The 24,654-nt window shown below is 74.3% G+C and carries 21 protein-coding genes; 4 read left to right on the forward strand and 17 right to left on the reverse strand.

Going from position 1 to position 24,654, the window contains the following annotated elements; all coding sequences use genetic code 11:
* The first annotated feature begins 19 nt into the window (after nt 1-19).
* Entirely contained in the window at nt 20-1,435 is a 1,416-nt protein-coding gene (locus PGN05_RS07775) for a hypothetical protein (protein ID WP_419751969.1), read from the forward strand.
* 185 nt (nt 1,436-1,620) lie between these two features.
* Here PGN05_RS07775 and PGN05_RS07780 read toward each other — a convergent pair whose 3' ends face one another.
* The 10 genes from PGN05_RS07780 to PGN05_RS07825 form a co-directional block, all read right to left on the reverse strand.
* On the reverse strand, nt 1,621-3,147 hold the full coding sequence (locus tag PGN05_RS07780) for a DEAD/DEAH box helicase (RefSeq protein ID WP_419751970.1): 1,527 nt from the start codon (nt 3,145-3,147) through the stop codon (nt 1,621-1,623).
* A gap of 240 nt (nt 3,148-3,387) precedes the next feature.
* Nucleotides 3,388-4,464, reverse strand: a complete 1,077-nt coding sequence (locus PGN05_RS07785; protein ID WP_419751971.1) for an adenosine deaminase — start codon at nt 4,462-4,464, stop codon at nt 3,388-3,390.
* A gap of 96 nt (nt 4,465-4,560) precedes the next feature.
* A complete protein-coding gene (locus PGN05_RS07790) occupies nt 4,561-5,385 on the reverse strand; it encodes an ABC transporter permease (RefSeq protein ID WP_419751972.1) in 825 nt (274 codons plus the stop codon).
* Nucleotides 5,382-6,287 carry an ABC transporter ATP-binding protein gene (locus tag PGN05_RS07795; RefSeq protein ID WP_419751973.1) on the reverse strand — a complete coding sequence of 302 codons (906 nt, stop codon included), beginning with the start codon at nt 6,285-6,287 and terminating at the stop codon, nt 5,382-5,384. Before PGN05_RS07795 ends, PGN05_RS07790 begins: the two co-directional genes overlap by 4 nt.
* A gap of 54 nt (nt 6,288-6,341) precedes the next feature.
* Nucleotides 6,342-7,625 (reverse strand): thymidine phosphorylase, encoded by a 1,284-nt coding sequence (locus PGN05_RS07800; RefSeq protein WP_419751974.1) that lies wholly within the window; start codon nt 7,623-7,625, stop codon nt 6,342-6,344.
* Entirely contained in the window at nt 7,625-8,104 is a 480-nt protein-coding gene (locus PGN05_RS07805) for a cytidine deaminase (protein ID WP_419751975.1), read from the reverse strand. Before PGN05_RS07805 ends, PGN05_RS07800 begins: the two co-directional genes overlap by 1 nt.
* Nucleotides 8,104-9,384: an ABC transporter permease gene (locus tag PGN05_RS07810; RefSeq protein WP_419751976.1), complete on the reverse strand. Its 1,281-nt coding sequence runs from the start codon at nt 9,382-9,384 to the stop codon at nt 8,104-8,106. The genes PGN05_RS07805 and PGN05_RS07810 overlap by 1 nt, the downstream gene beginning before the upstream one ends.
* A complete protein-coding gene (locus PGN05_RS07815) occupies nt 9,381-10,607 on the reverse strand; it encodes an ABC transporter permease (RefSeq protein WP_419751977.1) in 1,227 nt (408 codons plus the stop codon). Before PGN05_RS07815 ends, PGN05_RS07810 begins: the two co-directional genes overlap by 4 nt.
* Nucleotides 10,604-12,190, reverse strand: a complete 1,587-nt coding sequence (locus PGN05_RS07820; RefSeq protein ID WP_419751978.1) for an ABC transporter ATP-binding protein — start codon at nt 12,188-12,190, stop codon at nt 10,604-10,606. The genes PGN05_RS07815 and PGN05_RS07820 overlap by 4 nt, the downstream gene beginning before the upstream one ends.
* A 248-nt stretch (nt 12,191-12,438) precedes the next feature.
* Nucleotides 12,439-13,497 (reverse strand): BMP family lipoprotein, encoded by a 1,059-nt coding sequence (locus PGN05_RS07825; protein ID WP_419751979.1) that lies wholly within the window; start codon nt 13,495-13,497, stop codon nt 12,439-12,441.
* A gap of 261 nt (nt 13,498-13,758) precedes the next feature.
* Here PGN05_RS07825 and PGN05_RS07830 point away from each other — a divergent pair, with 261 nt between their 5' ends.
* Nucleotides 13,759-15,096, forward strand: a complete 1,338-nt coding sequence (locus tag PGN05_RS07830) for a D-alanyl-D-alanine carboxypeptidase family protein (RefSeq protein ID WP_419751980.1) — start codon at nt 13,759-13,761, stop codon at nt 15,094-15,096.
* Here the strand turns inward: PGN05_RS07830 and PGN05_RS07835 are convergent.
* From PGN05_RS07835 to hisC, 4 genes are all read right to left on the reverse strand, one after another.
* Nucleotides 15,002-16,003 (reverse strand): YihY/virulence factor BrkB family protein, encoded by a 1,002-nt coding sequence (locus tag PGN05_RS07835; protein WP_419751981.1) that lies wholly within the window; start codon nt 16,001-16,003, stop codon nt 15,002-15,004. The two genes, PGN05_RS07830 and PGN05_RS07835, sit on opposite strands and share 95 nt — an antisense overlap.
* 80 nt (nt 16,004-16,083) lie before the next feature.
* Nucleotides 16,084-16,653, reverse strand: coding sequence for a 2'-5' RNA ligase family protein (locus PGN05_RS07840; protein WP_419751982.1), 570 nt, complete (start codon nt 16,651-16,653; stop codon nt 16,084-16,086).
* Complete coding sequence (trpS, locus tag PGN05_RS07845) at nt 16,650-17,672, reverse strand: tryptophan--tRNA ligase (protein ID WP_419751983.1); 1,023 nt, start codon at nt 17,670-17,672, stop codon at nt 16,650-16,652. The genes PGN05_RS07840 and trpS overlap by 4 nt, the downstream gene beginning before the upstream one ends.
* A gap of 63 nt (nt 17,673-17,735) precedes the next feature.
* Nucleotides 17,736-18,848, reverse strand: a complete 1,113-nt coding sequence (gene hisC, locus PGN05_RS07850) for a histidinol-phosphate transaminase (protein ID WP_419751984.1) — start codon at nt 18,846-18,848, stop codon at nt 17,736-17,738.
* A gap of 62 nt (nt 18,849-18,910) precedes the next feature.
* Between hisC and galE the strand changes: the two genes are divergently transcribed.
* Nucleotides 18,911-19,861: a UDP-glucose 4-epimerase GalE gene (gene galE / locus PGN05_RS07855; protein ID WP_419751985.1), complete on the forward strand. Its 951-nt coding sequence runs from the start codon at nt 18,911-18,913 to the stop codon at nt 19,859-19,861.
* 9 nt (nt 19,862-19,870) lie between these two features.
* Here the strand turns inward: galE and PGN05_RS07860 are convergent, their stop codons facing one another.
* A complete protein-coding gene (locus PGN05_RS07860; protein ID WP_419751986.1) occupies nt 19,871-21,184 on the reverse strand; it encodes a hemolysin family protein in 1,314 nt (437 codons plus the stop codon).
* Between the two features lie 252 nt (nt 21,185-21,436).
* Here PGN05_RS07860 and PGN05_RS07865 point away from each other — a divergent pair, with 252 nt between their 5' ends.
* Entirely contained in the window at nt 21,437-22,327 is an 891-nt protein-coding gene (locus PGN05_RS07865) for a CAP domain-containing protein (protein ID WP_419751987.1), read from the forward strand.
* Between the two features lie 55 nt (nt 22,328-22,382).
* Here PGN05_RS07865 and PGN05_RS07870 read toward each other — a convergent pair whose 3' ends face one another.
* Nucleotides 22,383-23,285, reverse strand: coding sequence for an endonuclease domain-containing protein (locus tag PGN05_RS07870; protein ID WP_419751988.1), 903 nt, complete (start codon nt 23,283-23,285; stop codon nt 22,383-22,385).
* Nucleotides 23,286-23,414: 129 nt separating this feature from the next.
* A complete protein-coding gene (locus tag PGN05_RS07875; protein ID WP_419751989.1) occupies nt 23,415-24,629 on the reverse strand; it encodes an NADP-dependent isocitrate dehydrogenase in 1,215 nt (404 codons plus the stop codon).
* Between the last annotated feature and the right edge of the window lie 25 nt (nt 24,630-24,654).

The following is a 24,654-nucleotide window of genomic DNA, read 5'->3' on the forward strand; positions in this document are numbered from 1 at the left end:
GACCGGGCAGGATGACCCCGTGGCCAGGCCCAGCATCGTCCCCATCGCCCTCACCGTCGACGACCGCACCGGCTACACGCTGTGGGCTCCGCCGTGGGAGGAGGACGGCGAGGAGTGGCAGGCCTTCCTCGGCACCTCCGAGGACGACCGGGCCAGCGTCCACCTCTTCCCGACCCCGGCGGCGCTGGCCGCGTTCTGCCGCACCCGCACCGACCACGACCTCGCCGACCACCCGGTCTGGCCGGTCGTGGTCGGCCTGGGCGCCGCCGACCTCACGCCGGACGACGACCACCGCTACGACCTCGACGGCGTCTACGACATCGCCGCCGAGAACCCCGACCGCTGGGCGGTCGAGGAGCTGGCCGCGACCGTCGACATCGTCAGCCGGCTGGCCGAGTGCCTGGACACCGGCGACGAGGACGACCTGACCGACGACGAGGAGCTGACCGACACCGACGACGACCGGGACGTGGACGCCGACGTCGAGCTCGACCGCCGTCCGGACGCCGAGGTGGAGCGCGGCGGGGAGTTCGGGTCGCTGGCCGAGCTGGTGGCCCGGCCGGAGATCGGATCGCTGGGCCTCGGCGTCGACGCCTTCGTCGGTCGGGCCGGTGAGGACGCCTGGCTCGGCGTCGGCGCCGCCCTGGACGACCTGTGGGAGGACGTGCTCGAGGAGCTCGGCGCCCACCTGGACTGGACCGGCGGCGGCACCGTCGCCCTCGCCGACTACCCGTCGGCGGAGGAGGCGGCCGAGGCCGAGGACGACCTGGCCGACGAGGACGTCGACGTCGCACCCACCGGCGCGACCGCGGCCGGCGCGACGCCGGTCAGCGCCATCGCCCGTCCGGGCCGGATCCGCGCGAACCCGTCGCAGGTCGCCGAGGCCGCGAAGTTCTGGGAGGCGGTCGGGATCCTGCCCGTCGAGGTCGTCGTCCCGGAGGGTGCCGGGGTGACCCTGCGCTGCTACGTGGAGGACGAGGCGCGCTTCCTCGGCCGGAACGGCGAGGTCTTCGTCTTCCCCTCCCCCGAGCAGCTCACCCGCTTCTGCGCCGGGGACGAGGAGCACGACCTCACCGAGATCGCGTCCTGGCCCGAGGTCGCCGACACCGACACCCCGCCGCTGCCGGCCGAGCAGGACCGCTACGACCTCACCGAGCTGACCGACGTGATGGCCGAGGTCGCCGACGGCGCCGCCGGGCTGGTCCCCCACCGCGCCATCGCCCAGCCGGTCGAGGGCGTCCGGGACATCGCCGAGTACGCCGGGCTCGACCGCGTCGAGCAGCTGCTGCGCCCGACCGAGCCGCTGGGCCGGGCGGTCGCCCGCGCCGAGGTGGAGCCCGACGCCCCGCTGCGCGCGGAGGACGCCGCCGCGGTGCGGGCGGCCTGGGACGAGGTCGTGACCCAGGTCAGCGGCGCTCTGGTCTTCCGCGACTAGCGAGGTGGAGGAAGCAATGCCCACGTCCGGGAACCCGGATCGTAGGCAGAGCCTCCAACACCTCGCGGCGGACAGCACAGACGGCAGCGGCCGGCCCCGGGAACCGGGACCGCCCCCTGCCGTGCTGGCCCTCCTGCAGGGTCCCGCCACGAGCCTGCGAGTGGCGGGGGCAGGAGGGCCCTTCTTCAGTCGGAGAACTGCCCCGAGCGGCCGGGGCGCTGCCCCTGCCCGCGGTGGGCGCTGGGACGACGGTCGCCGCCTCCGCGCCGCTCGCCACCCGAGCGCTCGCCGTACGGGCGCTCGCCGCGGGTGCGGTCACCCGCCGGACGGTCGCCGTAGGGACGACGCGGCCGGTCGCCCTCGCGGCGCGGGCGCCGAGAGCCGGAGCCGGAGCCCGCGGGACGGCGGGAGTCGCGCACGGCGCGCTCGATCGGCTCGACGTGCACGCCCTTGGCGACGAGGTCGGCGATCGGGGCGTCGCCCGGACGGATCCGGTCGACCATCGGGTCCACCTTCGCCGTGCGGAACCGGCGCTTGGCCTGGCCGACCTGGTCGGGCAGCAGCAGCGAGACCACGACACCGGCGGCACCCGCGCGGGCGGTGCGGCCCGACCGGTGCAGGTAGGTCTTGGCGTCCGTCGGCGGGTCGTAGTGCAGGACCAGCGAGACGTCGTCGACGTGGATGCCACGGGCGGCGACGTCGGTCGCCACCAGCACCGGGGACCGGGCGTCGGTGAACGCCTCGAGCGCCCGCTTGCGGGCCGACTGCGGCAGCCCGCCGTGGATGGCCTCGGCCTTGATGCCCGCGGCCTGCAGGTTCTCCGTCAGCCGGTCGACGCCGAGCTGCGTGCGCGCGAAGACGATCGTGCGACCCGGGCGGCCGGCCAGCTCGGTGGCCACCTGCAGCTTGTCGCGGAACGCCAGGCTGAACGCCAGGTGCTCGGCCGGCGGCGCGTCGTCCCCGGCGCGCTTGACCTCGTGCCGGGCCGGGTCCTTCAGGTAGCGGCGGACCAGGGCGTCGACCTCGCCGTCCAGCGTGGCCGAGAACAGCAGCCGCTGGGCGTCCGGGACGGTCTGGTCGAGCAGCTCCTTGACGACCGGGAGGAAGCCCAGGTCGGCCATGAAGTCGGCCTCGTCCAACACGGTGACGACGACCTCGGCGAGGGTGGCCTCGCCCTGGCTGATCAGGTCCTGCAGCCGGCCGGGGGTGGCGATGACGACGTCGACGCCGCGGCGCAGCTGCTGGATCTGGCGGTACATGGGCGCGCCGCCGTAGACGGTGGCGAGCTGGACACCGATGGCCTGGCCGAGGGGCGCCAGGTTGTCGTGCACCTGCTGGGCGAGCTCACGGGTCGGCACGAGGACCAGGCCGCGCGGCGCACGCCGGCCGTTCTTGACCTCGGCGCCGATGCGGGCGAGCAGGGGCAGGCCGAAGGCCAGCGTCTTGCCCGAGCCCGTGGCGGCCTTGCCGAGGACGTCGCGACCGGCCAGGGCGTCGGGCAGGGCCGACGTCTGGATCGCGAAGGGGTGGCGGATGCCGCGCCGCTCGAGGGCGGTCACGAGCTGCTGGGGCAGGCCCAGCTCGCCGAACGTCGGGCCGGTCGGCTCGGCCGCGACCTCGACGGTGTGCTCCGTCGCGACGGCCGCGACGGTCTGCTCGGTGGTGTTCTGGATGTCGTCCGACTCGAACGAGACGGGGTGGACCACAGTCATGCGGGGTGGGGCTCCGATACAGCTCGGAGCGCGTCCCGTGGGAGAGGAGTGCGCCGCAGGTACCGGCGTCCTCACTGGCGATCAGCTGCGCCCAGAGGTGGAACGCGGGATCTGCACGGATGCGCTCATGCCCGGACGAACCGTCCGGGAGGATGACCGGCCTGAGTGCCGGTACGTAGAGGTTAGCAGCGGAGATCGTCCGGCTGTTCCCGAGAGCGGGGTGGCCGCGGTCACCCTCCGTCAGGACTGCAGCGCGGCGTACCGGGGGCGAACGACCTGGTCGAGCAGGCGGGCGCGCTCCGTGTCGTCGGTGAACGCCGCGGCGAGCGCGCGCTCGGTCACCGTCTGCACGTCCGCCCAGCCCCAGCCGCAGGCGGCGGCGACGTCGGCGAGCTCACTGGTCACCGACACCCCGCTCATGAGCCGGTTGTCGGTGTTGAGCGTGACCGCGAAGCCCAGCTGGTGCAGCCGGCCCACCGGGTGCTCGGCGAGCGAGGGGTAGGCCCCGGTCTGCACGTTGGACGACGGCGCCACCTCGAGGGGCACCTGCTCGTCGAGGGCCCGCCGCGCCACCGGCCCGAGCGACCCGTCGGCGGCGACCTCGTCGGCGATCCGCACCCCGTGCCCCAGCCGCTCGGCGCGGGCACCGTCGAGGGCGGCGACGATGCTGTCGATCCCGGCCGCCTCGCCGGCGTGGATGGTGCGGTGCGCGCCGGCCCGGTCCAGGAGCGCGATCGCGGACGGGTGCCGGTCGGGCGGGAAGCCGATCTCCGGGCCGGCCAGGTCGAAGCCGACGACCCCGGCGTCCCGGTAGCGGACCACCAGGCCCGCCACCTCGTCCCACCGGTTCGCCTGCCGCATGGCGCACAGCAGCGTGCCGACCGTGATCGGGGTGCCGGCCGCGGCGGCCTCCCGTGCGCCCTGCGCGTAGCCGTCGAGCATCGCCTCCACGACCGCCTCGATCGGCGTCCCCGCGGCGGTGGCCAGCTCCGGCGCCATGCGGACCTCGGCGTAGACGACGCCGTCTGCGGCCAGGTCGAGGGCGCACTCGCGGGCCACCCGGGCGATCGCCTCGGGCCGCTGCAGCACCGCGACGGTGTGCGCGAACGTCTCCAGGTACCGCACCAGCGACCCCGAGTCGGCGGCACCCCGGAACCAGCGCTCCAGCTCGCCGGGGTCGGTGGCCGGCAGCCCGCGGTAGCCGCACTCGTCGGCCAGCTCGAGCACCGTCTTCGGCCGCAGCCCGCCGTCCAGGTGGTCGTGCAGCAGGACCTTCGGAGCACGGCGGAGGGCGTCGGCGTCGAGCGGTGCGGGCACGGCGCAACGCTACCCAGCGCTCACCCTGGGTCCCCGACCGGACGTTCGGCGCCGAGAGTCCCGTTGCCGTCCGTCGGTTTCCGTGACAACCGGCGGTCAGTCGGTGCCGCGGTCCTGCCAGCGGAAGGTGAGCACGCACAGCACCAGCCCGGCGGCGCACCACAGCCCGAGCACCAGCGCCACGCGCCCGAGCTCCCACGAACCGGCCGGCTCCTGCGCGGCCAGGACGTCGGGCAGGAACACCGAGCGCAGCCCCTGCGCCATCCACTTGAGCGGGAAGAGCGCCGCGATCGTCTGCATCCACGTCGGCACCTGGCTGAACTGGAAGAAGACGCCGGAGATGAACTGCAGCACCAGCGCGATCGGCGTGATCATCGCCGAGGCCGACCGGCCGTTCTTGGCCAGGCTGGAGAGCGCGATGCCGAGCAGCGTGCACGCCGAGGAGCCCAGCGCGGCCACCCACAGGAAGGTGAACCAGTCGCTGCCCGACGGCAGCGGGACGCCGTAGGCCAGCCGCCCGACCGCCAGCAGGATCAGCACGATCAGCACCGTGACGGCGAGGACCTGGACGACCTTGCCGACGAAGTAGGCGCTCTTGGGCATCGGGGTGCCCGACAGGTGCTTGAGCGTCCCGTCGGAGCGCTCGGTGGCGATGCTGATCGCCATGTTCTGCAGGCTGGCGCCGAGGATGCCCGCGGCCACGATCCCGGCCATGAAGTACTGGGTGAAGCTGACCCCGGCGCCGATGTCGTAGTCGAGGACGGCGCCGAAGACCACGAGCAGGATCACCGGGAAGGCGAGCGTGAAGACGACCGACTCGCGCTGCCGGAAGAACTCCTTGAGCTCGACCACCGACCGGGAGCGGTAGACAGCGGCGACCGGCGGCAGGACGACGGCGTCCCGGTCCTGGACGGCGGTCACGAGCGCTCTCCGATCATCTGCAGGTACACGTCCTCGAGGGTGGGCCGGGTGACCGCGAGGTCGGGGACCTCGCCGGGGAACCGGGTGGACAGCTGCTGGACGAAGGCGGTCGGCGTGGGCGTGGCCTCGCTGCGCCGGGCGCCGTCCTCGGTCCAGGTGACCATCGCCGGTGCGGCGCCCCGGCCACCCAGCGCTGAGGGGACGGCGACCTCGACCAGCCGGCCGCGGGCGATGACGCCGACCCGGTCGGCCAGGGCCTCGGCCTCGTCGAGGTAGTGGGTGGTCAGCAGCATCGTGGTACCGAGGTCGCGCAGCGAGCGGATCAGCGACCAGAACTGCCGCCGCGCTTCGGGGTCGAAGCCGGTGGTCGGCTCGTCGAGGAACAACAGGGTCGGCCGCCCGACGATCCCGAGCGCGACGTCCAGCCGGCGCCGCTGCCCGCCCGACAGCGACCGGCCGCGGGCACCGGCCTTCTCGGTGAGCCCGACGAGCTCGAGCACCTCGTCGGGGTCGCGCGGGTCCGGGTAGTAGGACGCCTGGGCGCGCACCAGCTCGCGGCAGGTGAGCTGGCTGTCCCCGGCGCCGGACTGCAGGACGATCCCCAGCTGCGCCTTCCACCGGCGGGACGCCTGGGCGGGGTCGGCGCCGAGGACGCGGACCTCACCGCCGTCCCGGCCGCGGAAGCCCTCGCAGATCTCGACGGTCGTCGTCTTCCCCGCGCCGTTGGGGCCGAGCAGGGCGAAGATCTCGCCGCGGCGGATGTCGAGGTCGAGCCCGTCGACCGCGGCCGCCGTCCCGTAGCGCTTCACCAGCCCCCGGACGGAGATCGCCGCGTCCGGGTCCAGCGGCTCGCTCCCTCGTGTCGCCGTGCGTGGGCCGGGGAGGAGGGTGTCCTTCTGCACGAGGAGACAGTCTCCCCCGTGACCCTGGGAACCCGCGCCCTCCCCCTCGCGGGGTCAGGAGGCCGTGATCCGGTCCAGCACCAGCGGCAGGGGTGCGTCGCCGGTGTCGACGCCGATCGCGCCGTCCAGCGCCGCCAGCGCGCGCTCGATGCGTGCGGGGTCGTCGGTGTGCAGCTCGAGCAGCGGCTGACCCTCGCTGACCCGCTCCCCCACCCCGGCGGTCCAGGTGACCCCCGCGGCGGCCGAGACCGGGTCCTCCTTGCGGGCCCGGCCGGCACCCAGCCGCCAGGCCGCCACGCCGAGGGCGTAGGCGTCCAGCCGGGTCAGCGTGCCGGTGGCCGGTGCGGTCACCACGTGCCGCTCGGCCGGCCGGGGCAGTGGCGCGTCGGGGTCCCCGCCCTGCGCGGCGATCATCCGCCGCCAGACGTCCATCGCCCGGCCGTCGGCCAGCGCGTCCGCCGGGTCGACGTCGTCCCGCCCGGCCCCGGCCAGCATCTCCCGGGCCAGCGCCAGGGTCAGCTCGACGACGTCGGCCGGGCCACCGCCGGCCAGCACCTCGACCGACTCGGCCACCTCGACGGCGTTGCCCGCGGCCCGGCCCAGCGGCCGGTCCATCGCGGTGACCAGGGCGACGGTGCGCACGCCGGCGGCCTCGCCGAGCCCGACCATCGTGCGGGCCAGCTCGCGGGAGGCGTCGGGATCCTTCATGAAGGCACCCGACCCGGTCTTCACGTCGAGCACCAGCGCGTCGGCGCCCTCGGCGATCTTCTTGCTCATGATCGAGCTGGCGATCAGCGGGATGGACTCCACCGTCCCGGTCACGTCGCGCAGCGCGTACAGCTTCTTGTCCGCCGGGGCGAGGTCGTGGCCGGCCGCGCAGATGACCGCGCCCACGTCGCGCAGCTGGGCCAGGTACGCCTCCTCGTGGACGTCGGCCCGCCAGCCCGGGATCGCCTCCAGCTTGTCCAGCGTGCCCCCGGTGTGCCCCAGGCCCCGCCCGGACAGCTGCGGCACGGCCACCCCGCAGGCGGCGACCAGCGGCGCGAGCGGCAGGGTGGTCTTGTCGCCGACCCCGCCGGTGGAGTGCTTGTCGGCGGTCGGCCGGCCCAGCGAGGAGAGGTCCTTGCGCTCGCCGGAGTCGATCATCGCCTGCGTCCACGCGGCCAGCTCGTCGGGGGACATCCCGCGGAAGAACACCGCCATGAGCAGCGCGCTCATCTGCTCGTCGGGCACGGCGCCGGCGGTGTAGGCGTCGATCACCCAGCGGATCTGCTCGGCCCCGAGCCCGACGCCGTCCCGCTTGGCGCGGATGACGTCGATGGCGTCGAACGCCGCCATCAGCCCTGCCCCCGGTCCGCCGCGGCGCGCCCCCCGGCAGACCGCGTGGCGGCAGCCGCCGAATCCCCGGCAGACCGCGTGGCGGCAGCCGTCAGGTCCTCGGGTCCGAAGGCGTCGGGCAGCACCTCGCGCATCGGCACGATGCCCAGCGAGACGGTCTCGAGGAGCATGTCCGCGCCCCCGTGCTCCCAGAGCAGCTGCCGGCAGCGGCCGCACGGCATCAGCGGCTGCCCGTCCCCGCCCACGCAGGCGACGGCGACCAGCCGGCCGCCGCCGGTGCGGACCAGCTCGCTGACCAGGCCGCACTCGGCGCACAGGCCCAGCCCGTAGGAGGCGTTCTCCACGTTGCAGCCGGTGACCACGCGGCCGTCGTCCACCAGCCCGGCCACCCCCACCGGGAAGCGCGAGTAGGGGGCGTAGGCGTGCGTCATCGCCTCCCGGGCCGCGGCGCGCAGCGCCGCCCAGTCGACATCGGTCACTAGTGCTCTCCTCGTCGGTACACGAGCCCGTCGGCCTTCGGCATCCGCAGGCGTTGGGACGCCAGCGACAGCACGAGCAGCGTGGTCAGGTGGGGGGTGAAGGACACCAGGCCCGGCGCGAGCTGGTCGATGGTCAGGAACCCGACCAGGGCCCCGCCGGCGACGACGGCGGCGAGCACGGCCTGCACCAGCTTGCGGTGCACCGCCTGCCAGACGGCCACTCCGGCGAGCAGCACCGCGACCAGCAGGAACAGTGCCACGACCGCGGAGCGGCTGCGCAGTTGCAGCGCGTCGGCGAAGCCGAACAGGCCCGCGCCCGCGGCCAGGCCACCGGGCCGCCAGTTGCCGAAGATGAGCGCGGCCAGCCCGATGAACCCGCGCCCGTTGGTCTGTCCCTCGCGGTAGATGCCGGCGATGAAGACCAGGAACACGCCGCCCATGCCGGCCAGCGCGCCGGAGATCACCACCGCGATGTACTTCAGCCGGTAGACCGGCACACCGAGGGAGTCCGCGGCGGCCGGGTTCTCCCCGCAGGCGCGCAGCCGCAGGCCGAACGCGGTGCGCCACAGCAGCAGGTAGGACGCCGGCACGAGCAGCACCGCGAGCAGGGTCAGCAGGCCCACCCCGCTGGTCAGGCCGCGCAGGATGCCGGCGACGTCGCTGACCAGGAACCAGTGGGTGCCCTCGAGGTCGCCGAGCAGGTCGGGCCCGGAGGACAGCACCGGCAGCGAGATCTCCGGCGGGTTGCTCGACAGCGACGGGGACTGGGTGACACCCCCGCCGGCCGGGTTGTCGGTGTAGTAGAGCTCGCTGAGGAACCGGACGACGCCCGCGGCGAGGATGTTGATCGCCACTCCGGAGACGACGTGGTCGACGCCGAAGGTCACCGTGGTGAGCGCGTGCAGCAGGCCGCCGAGCGCGCCGAAGAGCATGCCGCCGACCAGGGCGGCCGCCCAGCCCCACTGGTAGCCGGCGAACCCGGCGCCCCAGGTGCCGAGGGTCATCATCCCGTCGAGGCCGATGTTGACCACGCCGGCCCGCTCGGAGAACAGCCCGCCCAGCGCGGCCAGACCGATGGGCACGGCCAGCAGCAGGGCCGCGGCGATGGTGGACGACGACGTGAGCGCCTGCTCGCCGCTGATGACGCGGACGGCGGAGAGGAGCACGACCGCCGCGACCATCAGCCAGGTGATCCGCCGGGCCCTGCCACCGCCGAGGAACAGTTCGCCGAGCGGGCCGCGGCCGGTCCTCGTGTCCTGCGAGTACGCGACGCTGCTCATCGCCCGGTCCCCTGCCGCTCGTCGGTCTGCTGCCCGGCGCCGGTGGTCCGGCTGACACCGGCACCGGTGCCCGCCCCCGCGCCGTCGGCGCTCTGGCCGGAACTGGTGCCGCCGTCCCCGGTCGGTGGTGCGGCCGTGGCCCCGCGCTCGGCGGTGCGCAGCGCGATCCGCCGGGCCACCTGGTTGGACACCACGACGGCGAGCACGATCGTGCCCTGGATGATCGTGACCACCGACGACGGGAAGTCGGCGATCTGCAGCGGCACCAGCGCCCGGTCGAGGAAGGCGAACAGCAGCGCGGCCAGGGCGATCCCGACCGGGCTGTTGCGCCCGAGCAGCGCCACCGCGATGCCGAGGAAGCCCAGGCCGGCGGTGAAGTCGGTCGTGTAGCTGTGCGTCGTCCCGAGCAGGTCGGGCAGGCCGATGAGCCCGGCCACCGCGCCCGACAGCAGCATCGTCTTGACGACCATCCCGCGGGCGTCGACGCCGCTGGCCCGCGCCGCCGAGGGCGACAGGCCGGTGGCCCGCAGGTCGAAGCCGAACCGGGTGCGGTTGAGCAGCACGGCGATGGCGATGCCCACGACGATCGCGACCACCAGGAAGCCGTAGAGCTGCCGCGGCGGGTTGGCCAGGCCGATCAGGCCGAACAGCCCGTTGAGGCCGGGCATCCAGCCGGACTCCGGGATCTCCGCCGTGCTGATGATCGACGCGCCCTCGGGGCTGCCCCGGAAGGGCCCGGTCAGCAGGAACGACGCGATGCCCAGCGCGATGACGTTGAGCATGATCGAGCTGATGACCTCGCTGACCCCGCGGGTAACCTTGAGCACGGCGACGATCCCGGCCCAGAACGCCGCGACCGCCATCGCCACGACGACGATCAGCAGCACGTGCAGCGGGCCGGGCAGCGTCACGGCGGCGCCGACGGCCGCGGCCATGATCGTGGCGAGCCGGTACTGGCCCTCCACGCCGATGTTGAACAGGCCCATCCGGAAGGCGATCGCGACCGCGAGGCCGGCCAGGAACAGCGGGACGGCGCGGTTGAGGACCACCACGATGGCGGTGACCTGCTGGCTCGGGGTGTCGCCGAAGTCGATCATCACCTCGAACACCCGCAGCGGGTTCACCTGCAGGGCCGCCATGACCAGGCTCGAGATGACGAGGGCGACCACGACGGCGAGGACCGGTGCCAGGAAGGTCGGGCCCAGGCGGCGCAGCGCGCTCACGCCGCACCCGCCGTCGTCCGGCCGCCGGTCATGTGGCCGCCCAGCTCCTCGGGCGTGACCGTCGCGGGGTCGAGCGTGGCCACCAGCCGGCCCCGCAGCATGACGTGCAGGGTGTCGGACAGGCCGATCAGCTCGTCGAGGTCGGCCGAGATCAGCAGGATGCCCAGCCCGGCGGCGCGGGCGTCCTTGAGCAGCTCCCAGATGACGGCCTGGGCGCCGACGTCGACCCCGCGGGTCGGGTGGGCGGCCAGGAGCAGCCGCGGCCGGGCGCTCATCTCGCGGCCGACGATGAGCTTCTGCTGGTTGCCGCCGGAGAGGGCCACGGCGAGCGTGTCCGGTCCGGGCGCCCGCACGTCGTACTCGCGCATGATCCGCTCGGTGTCGGCCCGCGCGCCCGTGCGGTCGATGAACGGCCCCTTGACCGCCGGCGGGCGGGTCTGGTGGCCGAGGATGCGGTTCTCCCAGAGGGAGGCGTCCAGCAGCATCCCCTGCCGGTGCCGGTCCTCGGGGATGAAGCCGAGGCCGGCCTCGCGGCGGGCCCGGGTGCTCCAGGTGCTGATGTCCTCGCCGCCGAGGAACACGCCGCCGGCCGCGACGTCGCGCAGGCCCATGACCGCCTCGACGAGCTCGGCCTGCCCGTTGCCCTCGACGCCGGCGATGCCCACGACCTCGCCCTCGCGGACGGTGAGGTCGACGGCGTCCACCAGCGGGCGCCCGCCCGCGCCCGCGACGGTCACCCCGCGCAGCTCCACGACGGGTGTGGGCCGCACCGTGGAGGTGCGGGTCTCCGGCGAGGGCAGCTCGGAGCCGACCATCAGCTCGGCCAGCTGCCGGGTGGTCGTGGTCCGCGGGTCGGCGGTGCCGACGGTGGTGCCGCGCCGGATGACGGTGATCGAGTCGGCCACCTTGCGGACCTCGTCCAGCTTGTGCGAGATGAAGATGACCGTCAGGCCCTCCCGCTTGAGCTCGGCGAGGTTGCCGAACAGCTCGTCGACCTCCTGCGGCACGAGGACGGCGGTGGGCTCGTCGAGGATCAGCGTGCGGGCGTCGCGGTAGAGCACCTTCGCGATCTCGACCCGCTGCCGGTCGCCGACGCCGAGGTCCTCGACCAGGACGTCGGGGCGCAGCCCGAGGTTGTAGCGGTCGGAGAGCTCCTGGATGCGGCGCCGGGCCTCCGCCGTGTCGAGCCGACCGCCGCGGGTCGGCTCGCTGCCCAGGACGATGTTCTCCAGGACGGTGAAGTAGTCGGCCAGCATGACGTGCTGGTGGACCATGCCGATGCCGGCGGCGATTGCGTCCGACGGGCTGCGGAACTGCACCTCGCGACCGTCCACGGAGATCGTGCCCTCGTCCGGGCGGTGCTCGCCGTAGAGGGTCTTCATCAGCGTCGACTTGCCGGCGCCGTTCTCCCCCACGATCGCGTGCACCTCACCGCGGCGGACCCGCAGCTCGATGTCCCGGTTCGCGACGACCCCCGGGAAGCGCTTGGTGATGCCGTGCAGCTCGACCGCGAGCGGCGCCGGCGCGCCGTCCGGTGGTCCACCCGCCGGCACGCCTGTCGTGGCCCCGTGGTCTGTGGGCATGGTGGCCCTCCCTCGACTGCGCCCGCGGATGTGGGGCGTGTCCACTCTGCTGCATCGATGGCGCAGGATCGACCGTCGCCACCGCCCCCCTGGCCCTGGTTCCACCGGCCCGCCGCATGATGGCGCAGGGCGCCCCGCGGCCAGGACGGCAGGGGTCCCCGCCGAACCCCGCAGGGTCCTGCGGTCACGGCAGCGGGCCCGGGGGCAGGTGTGCTCCCGGGCCCGCTGTCTCGTTCAGCCGGTCGGCGTCACGGGGTCGTGGGGACCTCGATCTCGCCGCCGATGATCTGCTGCCGGTAGTCGTCGATCTCGCCCTGGATGTCGTCGATGAAGCCACCGGTGGTGGCCAGCCCGACACCCTCGGACTCCAGGTCGAAGCGCTCGTCCTCGCCGCCGGCGACGCTGCCGTCGACGAACTCGCCGATGAACGCCTCCACCGCGTTGTCCACGCGCTTGAGCATCGAGGTCATGATCACGGCCTGCAGCGCCGGGTCGTCGACCGTCTGGTACTGGTCGGAGTCGACGCCGATGGCCCGGCCACCGGAGGCGGCAGCGGCCTGGAAGACGCCGATGCCCGACCCGCCGGCGGCGTGGTAGACGATGTCGGCACCGGCGTCGTACATGCCCTGGGCGACGATCTGGCCGCGCGCCGGGTCGTTGAACCCGGAGAAGTCACCGGCCGGGGAGATGTACTGGCGGTCGATGGTGATGCCGGAGTTGACCGCCTGGGCACCGGCGACGTAGCCCGCCTCGAACTTCTGGATCAGCGGGGTCTCGACGCCGCCGACGAAGCCGATGTGGCCGGTCTCGCTCTTCAGCGCGGCCGCGACGCCGGCGAGGAAGGAGCCCTGCTCCTCGGCGAACAGCAGGCCGGTGAGGTTGCCGGGGCTGCCGGCGTCCGCGACGGCGCCGTCCACCTGGGCGAACGTGACGTCCGGGTACTGCTCGGCGACCTCGCCGATGACGTCGCTGTAGGCGAAGCCGACCGCGATGATCGGGTTGAAGCCCTGGTCGGCCAGCTGGGTCAGCAGGTCGGCTCGGTTGGAGGCGTCGGCGTTGGGCGACAGCTCGGTGACCTCGCCACCGTGCTCCTGGATCGCCGCCTCGACGCCGGCCACGGCCGAGTCGTTGAACGAGCGGTCGCCGCGGCCGCCGGTGTCGAAGGCCAGGCCGATCTGCAGGTCGCCGCCCTCGCCGCCGCCCCCGCCACCGCTGCCGCTCTCGGGCTCGTCGCTGGCGCACGCGGCCAGGGCCATGCTGCCGGCCAGCAGCATCGCCGCGGCCTTCATCCTCCGCGCTCGGCGCAAGACGATCTCCTCTCTGGGGGGACGGACCCTCGTGGAACCGGGCCCCTCCCGATGGGCTCAGGCGCCGCGCGCCGCCGGTGGGACCGGGCACAGCCGGGGCCGGAACGCACGACCTGCGCACGCTAACCGCGGGCGCTCCCCGCGCGACCACCCCGGGAGGAGACCGAGATGGGATCGTTGCGAAGGCCTCCGCGTGCCGTGGCGCAGGCCACCGGCCCGTCCCGCGCCACCCGTGGCGGCGGCGGGTCTAGCGTCCCTGGCGTGCGACGACGGACGGCGGCCGCGCGGCTGGTGATCACGCTCCTGACGGCCGTGCTGCTGGCGCTCGCCGGCGCCGGGCCGGCCCTCGCCGAGGACGCCCGCCCCACCGCCGACCCCGCGGCCCCGACGCCGACCGCGCCCGACCCCGGCGGCCCTCCGCAGGGCAGCGGACCGGGCGGCGTGACGGTGGGCGGCGAGGCGCTCGACACCCGGGGCACGGTGGTGACCGACGGCACCCCACCCCTGCCCGACGGCATCGCCGCCGCCGGCTGGCTGGTGGCCGACGCGACCAGCGGCGCGGTGCTGGCCGCCCGCGACCCGCACGGCCGCTACTACCCGGCCAGCACGCTCAAGACGCTGACCCTGCTCACCCTCGTCCCGCTGCTGGATCCCGCGCAGGTCGTCGAGGGCACCGAGGACGACGAGCAGATGGAGGGCAGCCGGGTCGGCATGGTCGCCGGCGGCCGCTACCCGGTCTCCCTGCTCTTCGAGGCGCTGGTGCTGCAGTCCGGCAACGACGCGGCCAACGCCCTGGCCCGCGCCGCCGGCGGGGTCGGGCCGACGGTCCGGGCGATGAACGAGACCGCGGCGGCGATCGGCGCGTTCGACACCGTCGCGGGGTCGCCGTCCGGGCTGGACGTCGCGGGGCAGTCGTCCTCGCCCTACGACCTGGCGCTGGTCCTCCGGCGCCTGGTCGACGACCCGCGCACCGCCGCGATCCTGCGGACGCCGATGGCGCAGATGCCCCCGGTCGAGGGCCGCTCCGAGGGCTACCAGATCCAGAACGAGAACCCGCTGATCACCGCCTATCCGGGCTTCCTCGGCGGGAAGACGGGCTTCACCGACGCCGCCCGGCACACCTTCGTCGCCGGGGCCGAGCGGGACGGCCGCCGGCTGGTGGTCAGCGTGATGGGCACCGAGAACCAGCCGCTGCGGGCCGCCGACCAGGCCGCCCGGCTGCTGGACTGGGGGTTCGCCGTCCCGGCCGGGTCGGCGGGCGTCGGGCGGCTGGTCGACTCCGCCGAGGACGTCGTCCCCCCGCCGCTGGCCGAGGCGAGCCCGCGCGTGCCGGCGCCGGTGGCCGCGCCCCGCCCCGCGGCGGCCGCGTCGGAGCCGGCGGGGTCCTCGCCGCTGGTCCCGGTCGCGCTGGCGGTCACCGCGGTGGGGATCGTGGCCGCGACCGTGGTGGGGTGCCGGCGGGCGGTGCGGGTCGTCCCCAGCCGCCGCCCCGGCGACGGCGGGCTCAGGCCACCGGGGGGACCACCGGGTCCGCGCGGTCCCGCACCACGTGCGCGGCCCCCTGGACCCGGGGCAAGGTCGCGGTCCAGGCCGCGGTGAAGAAGGCGAACCGGCAGACGACGTTGAGCCAGACGAGGATGCCGACCGCGCCACCGAACGCCGAGGACGTCACGCTGCCGGAGATCAGCGACAGGTAGAGGCTGCCGAGCAGCTTCATGACCTCGAAGCCCACCGCCCCGAAGACCGCACCGGGCAGCAACCGCCGCACGGGGTGCGGGTTGGCCGGCACGACCTCGAGCAGCCACAGGAAGACCACGGCGTCGGTGGCCAGGGCCAGGGTCAGCCCGAGCACGGCCGTGAGCACCGGCAGCCCGGGGGCGTCCTCGAGGCCGAGGAGGCCCAGCAGCCACCCGGACGCCTGGGTCACCACCCCGGTCAGGCCCAGGCTGAGCAGCCCGGCGGCGCCGAGGGCGAGCAGGGCCAGCAGGTCCTGGATGTTGTCCCGCAGGAACTCCGGCTCGTCGGCGCGGCCCCGCCAGATCCGCTCCATCCCGATCCGCAGCTTGTCCATCGCCCGGAGCCCCGCGTACAGGAAGCCGGCCAGCCCGACGACGCCCGCGACGCCGGCCGCGTCCACGGCGCCGCGCAGCTCGCCGACGATCTGCCGGCCCGTGGAGCCGGGGAACGCCTCCCGGATCGCCGCGTAGAGCTCCCCCTGCAGCAGCTCGTTGCCCGCGAGCACCAGGCCGATGACCGAGGCCACCAGCAGCAGCACCGGGACCAGCCCGAGGAAGACGAAGTAGGTGACACCGGCGGCCATGAGGTCGCCCTGGGTGCGCCGGTAGCGGCCGCCGGCCCGGGCCAGGTGGTCGAACCACGGCAGCCGGCGGCGGAGCGTGGCGACCAGGCCCGTGTAGCCGGCCGACAGGCGGGTCGCCCAGGACAGCCGGCCGGGAGCCGGATCGTCCTCCGCGGGGGCGGACCGCTCGGCCCGGGTCGCGCTCACCGGCCCCAGTCTGCGGGCCGGCACCCCGGACCGCTCCCCGCCGTCCTACGCGGCGTGCGGAGAGCGGCGCGGCTCCCCGCTCAGCGCGGTGCGCCGGTGAGGGGGTACTCGCGGGCGACCGCCCAGGCGCCGCCGGGCGTCTGCTCGAACTCGGTGAAGGAGCTGACCCGGAACTCCGCCGACAGGTCGGCCAGGCCGCAGTAGGCCAGGTCGAGCATGTCGGGCGGGACGTCGTGGGCGACGGTGACGTGCGGGTGGTACGGGTAGGACAGCGAGCGGGCCAGCGGTCCGCAGCGGACGTCGTTGGCGATCAGCTCGCAGTTGCCGATGCCCCGGGCGACGGCGACGAAGACCACCTCGGACACCGGCGAGAACGTGCCGGTGCCCGACAGGTGCATGTCGAACGGCGGGTGCTGGCGGGCGACCTCGGCCAGGTGGGCGGTGATCGCCGAGCGGTCGGCCCCGGCGACCTCGGTCGGCGGCAGCAGCGTCACGTGCGGCGGGACGAGGGTCGCCTGCGGGTCCCCCACCTTCGTGCGCCAGTCCACGAACAGCTGCGCCCACGGCTCGGGGATCGGCACGACGACCCCGAGCACCGTGGTGTCGGGAACCGCGGTGGGGCTCCGCATGACGAAGGTGTCGTCGTTCACGCTCGCGCCCCCGCCGGCGGGAGGAAACCCACCCGGTCGTAGACGGCCGCGACCGTTCCGGCGGCCACCTCCCGGGCGCGGGCGGCGCCGGCGGCCAGCACCCGCTCCAGCTCCGCCTGGTCGTCGAGCAGCTCCTGGGTGCGCTCGCGGACCGGCGTCACGAAGTCGACGACGACCTCGGCGAGCTCCTTCTTCAGGTCGCCGTAGCCGTGCCCGGCGAACCGCTCCTCCAGCTGGGCGATCGACTCCCCCGACAGCGCGCTGTGGATGGTCAGCAGGTTGGTGATGCCCGGCTTGGCGACCGGGTCGGCCACGATCTCGCGGCCGGTGTCGGTGACCGCCGAGCGGATCTTCTTCGCCGTCACCTTGGGGTCGTCGAGCAGGAAGACGCACCCCGCGGGCGGGAGGCTCTTGCTCATCTTCTTGTCCGGGGACTGCAGGTCCATCACCCGCGCCGCACCCTCGGGGATGAAGCCCTCCGGCACCGGGAACGTGTCGCCGAAGCGGCCGTTGAACCGGATCGCGAGGTCGCGGGTCAGCTCCAGGTGCTGGCGCTGGTCGTCGCCGACCGGGACCTGCTGCGCCTGGTAGACGAGGATGTCGGCGGCCATGAGCACCGGGTAGGTGAACAGCCCGACGGACGTGCCCGCCGTCCCCTCGCGCTGGCTCTTGTCCTTGAACTGGGTCATCCGGCTGGCCTCGCCGAACCCGGTGAGGCACTCGAGCACCCAGCTCAGCTGCAGGTGCTCGGGCACGTGGCTCTGCACGAACAGCGCGCTGCGGCTGGGGTCGACGCCCAGCGCGAGCAGCTGCGCGGCCGAGACGAGGGTGTTGCGCCGCAGCTCCGCCGGGTCCTGCGCGACCGTGATCGCGTGCAGGTCGACCACGCAGTAGAACGCCTCCGCGGTCTCCTGCACCTGGACCCACTGCCGCAGCGCACCCAGGTGGTTCCCGAGGTGGAAGGAACCCGCCGTCGGCTGGATGCCGGAGAGCACACGGGGAAGAGGCACGTCGGCCATCAAACCAGCCGCCGGGGCACCGCCGCGCCGCACGTCCCGAACGTCCTCGTCACCGTCGGCGGGTCACGCGACCGGAGTGGCGGAGCGCACCTGGTCCAGGGCGGCCAGGAAGACGTCGTCCTCCTCGGGGGTGCCCACGGTGACCCGGATGCCCTCGCCGGCGAACGGGCGGGTGATGACCGCCCGCGCCTCGAGGGCGGCGGCCAGGCCGGCGGTCTCCTCCCCGACGGGCAGCCAGACGAAGTTCGCCTGGCTGTCGGCGACGTCCAGGCCGCGCTCGCGCAGTGCCGCCGTCAGCCGCTCCCGCTCGGCGGTGACCGCCGCGCAGCGCCGGGCGACCTCCTCCTCGCTGGCCAGCGCGGCGACCGCGGCGGCCTGCGCGAGCGAGGAGACGCTGAAGGGCACGTGGGTCTTGCGCACCGCCTCGGCCACCGCCGGGTCCTCCGCGACCAGGTAGCCGACCCGCAGCCCCGCCAGCCCCCACGCCTTGGAGAAGGTGCGCAGCACGACCACGTTGGGCCGCCCGCGCATCAGCTCCAGCCCGTCGGGGACGTCGGGGTCGGTGACGAACTCGCGGTAGGCCTCGTCGAGGACGACGAGCGTCCCGGCCGGCACGGCGTCGAGGAAGCGCTCGAGCTCCGCCCGCCGCACCGCCGTCCCGGTGGGGTTGTTCGGGTTGCAGACGAACACCATCCGGGTGGTGTCGTCGACCGCGGCCGCCAGCGCCTCGAGGTCGTGGGTGTCGGCCGGACCGCCGGGGCGGCCGGGCACCAGCGGCACCCGGATCGACCGCGCGCCGGCCACCTGGGCCAGCAGCGGGTACATCTCGAAGGACCGCCAGGCGAAGGCGATGCTGGTCCCCGGGTCGTTGAACGACTGGGCCAGCTGCTGGCAGAGCATCACCGCGCCGCAGCCGGTCACGACCTGGGCCGGGTCCACCCCGTAGCGCTGCGCCAGGGCGGCGGTGAGGACGACGGCGCCGTTGTCCGGATAGCGGTTGGTCTCCCCCGCCGCCTCGGCCAGCGCCTGGACGACGGCCGGCAGCGGCGGGAACGCGACCTCGTTGCTGGCCAGCTTGACCGCCTGCGGCACCCCGATCTCGCGGGCGAGGTCGGCGGGGTTGCGCCCCGGCTTGTAGGCGGGCAGCTGCTGCACCGCCGGTCGTGCGCTGACCACTGGCTCGTCCTCCTCGACCGCGCCGCGGGGTGGCCCACCGCGCGGGCTTCTAGGGTGGGCGCATGCGCGTACTCGTCGCCGGTGGGGCCGGCTACATCGGCAGCGTAGTCACGGCCGCCCTCCTCGAGGGTGGCCACGAGGTGACCGTGCTCGACGACCTCTCGACCGGGCACGCCGACGCGGTGCCGCCCGGCGCCCGCTTCGTGCAGGCGACGCTGCACGAGTCGGCCCCGGTGCTGGCCGACGTCCGGCCGGAGGCGGTGCTGCACTTCGCGGCGAAGAGCCTGGTCGGCGAGTCGCAGGTCAAGCCGGAGATCTACTGGGACACCAACGTGGCGGGGTCCCTGGCGCTGCTGGAGGCCATGCGCGCGGCCGACTGCCGCCGGATCGTGTTCTCCTCCACCGCGGCCACCTACGGGGAGCCCGAGCAGGTGCCGATCCGGGAGGACGCCCCGACCCGGCCGACCAACACCTACGGCGCCAGCAAGCTGGCCGTCGACGCGATGCTGACCTCCTACGCGACCGCCTACGACTTCGCCGCGGTCAGCCTGCGCTACTTCAACGTGGCCGGCGCCGCCTTCGGCCTGGGCGAGCGGCACACCACGGAGACCCACCTCATCCCGATCGCGCTGCAGGTCGCGGCCGGCACCCGCGCGTCCATGACGATCTACGGCGAGGACTACGCCACCCCCGACGGCACCTGCATCCGCGACTACATCCACGTCGCCGACCTCGCCGACGCCCACCTGCTGGCGCTGACCGCGCCGGCCCCGGGCGAGCACCGCATCTACAACCTGGGCAACGGGACCGGCTTCTCGGTGCAGCAGGTGGTGGACGCCGTCCGCGAGGTGACCGGGCACGAGGTGCCGGTCGAGGTCGGCGAGCGGCGGGCCGGCGACCCGGCGCAGCTGGTGGCCTCCAGCGACCGGATCCGCGCGGACCTCGGCTGGACGCCGCGGCACACCGACCTGGCCGGGATCGTCCGCGACGCCTGGGACACCGCCCGGAAGTAGCAGGGCCGGTCAGCCGGGCTCGCCTGTCGCCGGCTCGGGGTCCGGTGCGCCGCTGACCGACAGGCGGGCGATCCGCCGTCCGTCGAGCTCCTGCACGGTGAGCGTGCGACCCGCGACGGTCACCGCGTCCCCGGGCTCGGGCAGCCGGCCGAGCTCGGCCAGCACGAACCCGGCCACGGTCTCGTACGGCCCCTCGGGCAACTGCAGCCCGGTGACCTCGCGGAAGTCGTCGAGGTTGAGCAGCCCGTCCACCTCGTGGGGGCCGCCGGGGACCTCCGCCCCGCCCTCGGCGACGCCCTCGTCGTACTCGTCGTAGATCTCCCCGATGACCTCCTCGATGAGGTCCTCCAGGGTGACGATGCCGTCGGTGCCGCCGTACTCGTCGACGACGATGGCCAGGTGGTGGTTCTCCCGCCGCATCTCCGACAGGGCGGTGAGGACGCCGGCCGTCCCCGGCAGCCGCTTCACGTCGCGGACGAGGTCGCCCACGGTCGCCGCCCGCCCCGCGGGGTGGTTGGGCAGGAACAGGTCGCGCACGTGCACGAAGCCGAGGACGTCGTCCTCGTCGCGGCCCGCCACCGGGTACCGGGAGTGGCTGGAGTCGTGCACCTGGCGGGCCGCCCGGCTGGTGGTCATCGAGGCCTCCAGGAAGTCGACCTCCGTGCGCGGGGTCATGACCTCGCGCACCTCGCGGTCGCCGGCGCGGAACACCTCGCCGATGAGCCGGCGCTCGTCGGTGCTCAGCGACTCGTGGGCGGCTACCAGGTCGCGCAGCTCCTCCTGGCTGATCGCCTCGCCGCTGGCCCGGGGGTCCCCGCCCAGCAGCCGCACCAGTGCGTTGGTCGAGACCGACAGCAGCCAGATGACCGGCCGGAACAGGGTGGCGATGCCGTTGAGCGGGGCGGCGACCAGCAGCGAGAACCCCTCGGCGCGCTGGAGGGCCAGCCGCTTGGGGGTCAGCTCGCCGACGACCAGGGACAGGTAGCTGATGGCGATCGTCACGAGGACCAGCGAGAGCGGGCCGGCCAGCCCCTCCCGCATCCCCCAGCCCGCCAGCCGGTCGGCCAGCGGCTCGGCCAGGGTGCTCGCGCCGAAGGCAGCGGAGAAGAAGCCCGCGAGGGTGACGCCCACCTGGACGGCGGCGAGGAATCGGTTGGGGTCGCTCAGCAGCCGGGCCACCGTGCGACCGCGGCGTCCCCGCTCGGACATCGCGCGGACCTGCGACTCCCGGAGGCTGACCAGCGCGATCTCCGCGCCGGCGAAGGCGCCGCCGACCAGGACGAAGACCACGACCATGACGATGTTGAGCCAGACGTCGCTCACCGGCGGCGTGCTCCTCGATGTCGGCAGTCGGACGAGGACCATGCTGCCCGGCCGCGGGCCCGCGGACACCGACCGGGGTGGGTGGAGTCGAACCCCGAGTGATTAGCGTCACAGTGACCTGCCGATCACGGGCCGCGTCCGGCTACTCTCCACGAGATAACAGAACGTGATCTAGCAACTCGTGAGGGTTACCTGGTGCACCACATGCCCGCGCGTCATGCGCGCTCTTCCCGACCCTCCGCACTCGGACGCATGCTCGCCGTGCTGCGGCGCGTGGCCGGCCTCCGTCGGGCACTGCCGGTGCTGATCGTCGCCGGCGCGGTGGCCACCATCGCGCTGGCCGCTCCGGCGATCACCCGCGTGGTGACCGGCACCCCCGAGTCGGCATCGGTCGCGCTGGACTCCTCCTCCGCCACCACGGACCCCTCGTCGGCCCCGCCCACGGCGGCGCGGTCGGCATCGGGCGGATCCGGCGCCGCCTCCGGCGGAGCGAGCGGCGGACCGGTGCAGATGGGGGTCGACGGCCCCCCGGCGTCCGAGACCCCCGCGGCCACGCCGCCCGCGGACGCCGCCGTCCCGGCGCCGGCCGAGACCGCCACCCCGGACACGCCGTCCGCCGAGGCGGCCGAGTCCTCCGGGGACGACGCGGAGTCCGCGCCCGCCTCGACGCCCGCGTCGAAGCCCTCGTCGAGCGCGCCGGCGCGCGTGCCCGCACCGGCGCCGGCTCCGGCGGCCGCGCCCCGCGCTGCCGCCGCGGCTCCGGCCGACCCCTCGGCCGAGGGGCAGGTGCTGGCCCTGGTGAACCAGGAGCGGGCCGCCGCCGGGTGCGCGCCGCTGGTCGCCGACGGGGCCCTGGCCGCCGTGGCCCGGGCGCACAGCGCCGACATGCGTGACCGCGACTTCTTCTCGCACACCAACCCCGAGGGGCTCTCGCCGTTCGACCGCGCGGAGGAGGCCGGCCTCTCGTACTCGCGGGCGGAGAACATCGCCTACGGCCAGCGGGACGCCGCGGCGGTGATGAGCTCGTGGATGGAGAGCTCCGGGCACCGCGCCAACATCCTCGACTGCAGCCTCGGGAAGCTGGGCGTGGGAGTGGCCGAGGGCCCCGGCGGCCCGTGGTGGACCCAGCTCTTCGGTTCCTGACGCCGCACCACCCGAACACGCGCTGAGCGCCCCCTCGCTGCCGGTGAGGGGGCGCTCAGCGCGTGTTCGCCGTCCCGAGGCGCGCGGCGATCAACGCGCGGAGCCGCGCCACCAGGCGCTCGGGTCGGTTGAGGTCCTCCACCGTCACGTGGAGCACGACCCAGCCGGCAGCCGTGAGCCGGTTGTGCTGCCGCCGGTCGGAGAGGAACGCCGTCCGGTCGGCGTGCCAGAGTCCGTCGTACTCGATGGCGAGCCTGAGGTCCGGGTAGGCGAAGTCCACCCGGGCCACGAACCCGGCGTCGTCGAACACCCGGAACTGCGCCACGGGCGGGAGCAGGCCCGCGCGACGCAGCAGCAGCCGGACCCGGGTCTCCTGCGGCGACTCGGCCAGGCCGTCGGCGGCGGAGGCCACCCACCGCGCCTGCGCGCTCCCGCGGCAGGGCGGCAGCGCCGCGACCGCCGCCCGCACGTGCGCCAGCGACGTGAGCCCCTCCCGCACCAGCCGGTCCAGGAGGCCGACGGCCTCGTCGCGGTCGCCGAAGCGGACCAGGTCGGCGGCGGTCCCGGCCGGCGACAGACAGCGCCACCGACCCCGGGGGACGAGGCGCTGCCCCGGCAGCAGTTCCCGGACGCGGACCCCGGGACCGGCGTTCCACCGTCGTCCGGCGGGCAGGACCACCTCGACCGGGTCGCCGGGCCCGGCCAGGTCGGGAACACCCCACAGCACGGCCGCACTCCGCCCCGCGAACCCGGCGCCCTCAGGGAGGACGAGGCCCACGGCACTGACGAGGAGCCGGTGGGTCACGGGGAGGGACGCGTCGGCGTAGACGTCCTGGCGCAACCGGACCCAGGCCGAGCTCCGCAACTGCTTCGGGGTGAGCAGGCCCTGCCGGACGACGGTCGACCCCCGGAACACCCGTCCGCGGAGGGGGACCGGGCGAGTCGGGGGGACGGGCACGGACGGACCCTGCCGGGCCGGACGCCGGCCGGGCTGCCCGTCCACAGGCCGAGAACACGCCAGTGGCCCCCTCGGACGAACCGAGGGGGCCACGGACGCGGGATCACCCCACGGTGATCACGGCCTTCGTCAGGCCATGGCCTTCTGCAGGTTGGTGTCGATGGCGGCCAGGAAGTCCTGGGTGGTCAGCCACGGCTGGTCCTTGCTGATCAGCAGCGCGAGGTCCTTGGTCATCTGACCGCCCTCGACGGTGTCGATGCAGACCCGCTCCAGCGTCTCGGCGAAGCGCGTCACCTCGGGGGTGCCGTCCAGCTTGCCGCGGTGGGCGAGGCCCCGGGTCCAGGCGAAGATCGACGCGATCGGGTTGGTCGAGGTCTCCTTGCCCTGCTGGTGCTGCCGGAAGTGCCGGGTGACCGTGCCGTGCGCGGCCTCGGCCTCCACGGTGCGGCCGTCGGGGCTCATGAGCACCGACGTCATCAGGCCCAGCGAGCCGAAGCCCTGCGCCACGGTGTCGGACTGGACGTCGCCGTCGTAGTTCTTGCACGCCCAGACGTAGCCGCCCTCCCACTTGAGGGACGCGGCGACCATGTCGTCGATCAGCCGGTGCTCGTAGGTCAGGCCGGCCGCCTCGAACTGGTCCTTGAACTCGGACTCGAACACCTCGGCGAACAGGTCCTTGAACCGGCCGTCGTAGGCCTTGAGGATCGTGTTCTTGGTGGACAGGTAGAGCGGGAAGCCGCGCTGCAGCGAGTAGTTCATCGACGCGCGGGCGAAGTCGCGGATCGAGGCGTCCAGGTTGTACATCGCCATCGTCACGCCGGCGCCGGGGGCCTGGAACACCTCGTGCTCGATCGGCTCCCCGCCGTCCTTGGGCGTGAAGGTGATCGTCACGGTCCCCTCGCCGGGGAACGTGAAGTCGGTGGCGCGGTACTGGTCACCGAAGGCGTGACGGCCGACGACGATCGGCTTGGTCCAGCCCGGCACCAGCCGCGGCACGTTCGACATGATGATCGGCTCGCGGAAGATGACGCCGCCGAGGATGTTGCGGATCGTCCCGTTCGGTGAGCGGTACATCCGCTTGAGGCCGAACTCCTCGACGCGCGCCTCGTCCGGGGTGATGGTCGCGCACTTGACGCCGACGCCGTGCCGCTGGATGGCGTTCGCCGCGTCGACCGTGATCTGGTCGTCGGTCTCGTCGCGCTTCTCGATCCCGAGGTCGTAGTACTCGAGGTCGACGTCGAGGTACGGGAGGATCAGCTGGTCCTTGATGAACTGCCAGATGATCCGGGTCATCTCGTCGCCGTCGAGCTCGACGATCGTCCCCTCGACCTTGATCTTGCTCACGTTGGGGTATCCCTCTCTACGGCTC

Source organism: Geodermatophilus sp. CPCC 206100, from assembly GCF_048569675.1.
GTDB lineage: Bacteria > Actinomycetota > Actinomycetes > Mycobacteriales > Geodermatophilaceae > Geodermatophilus.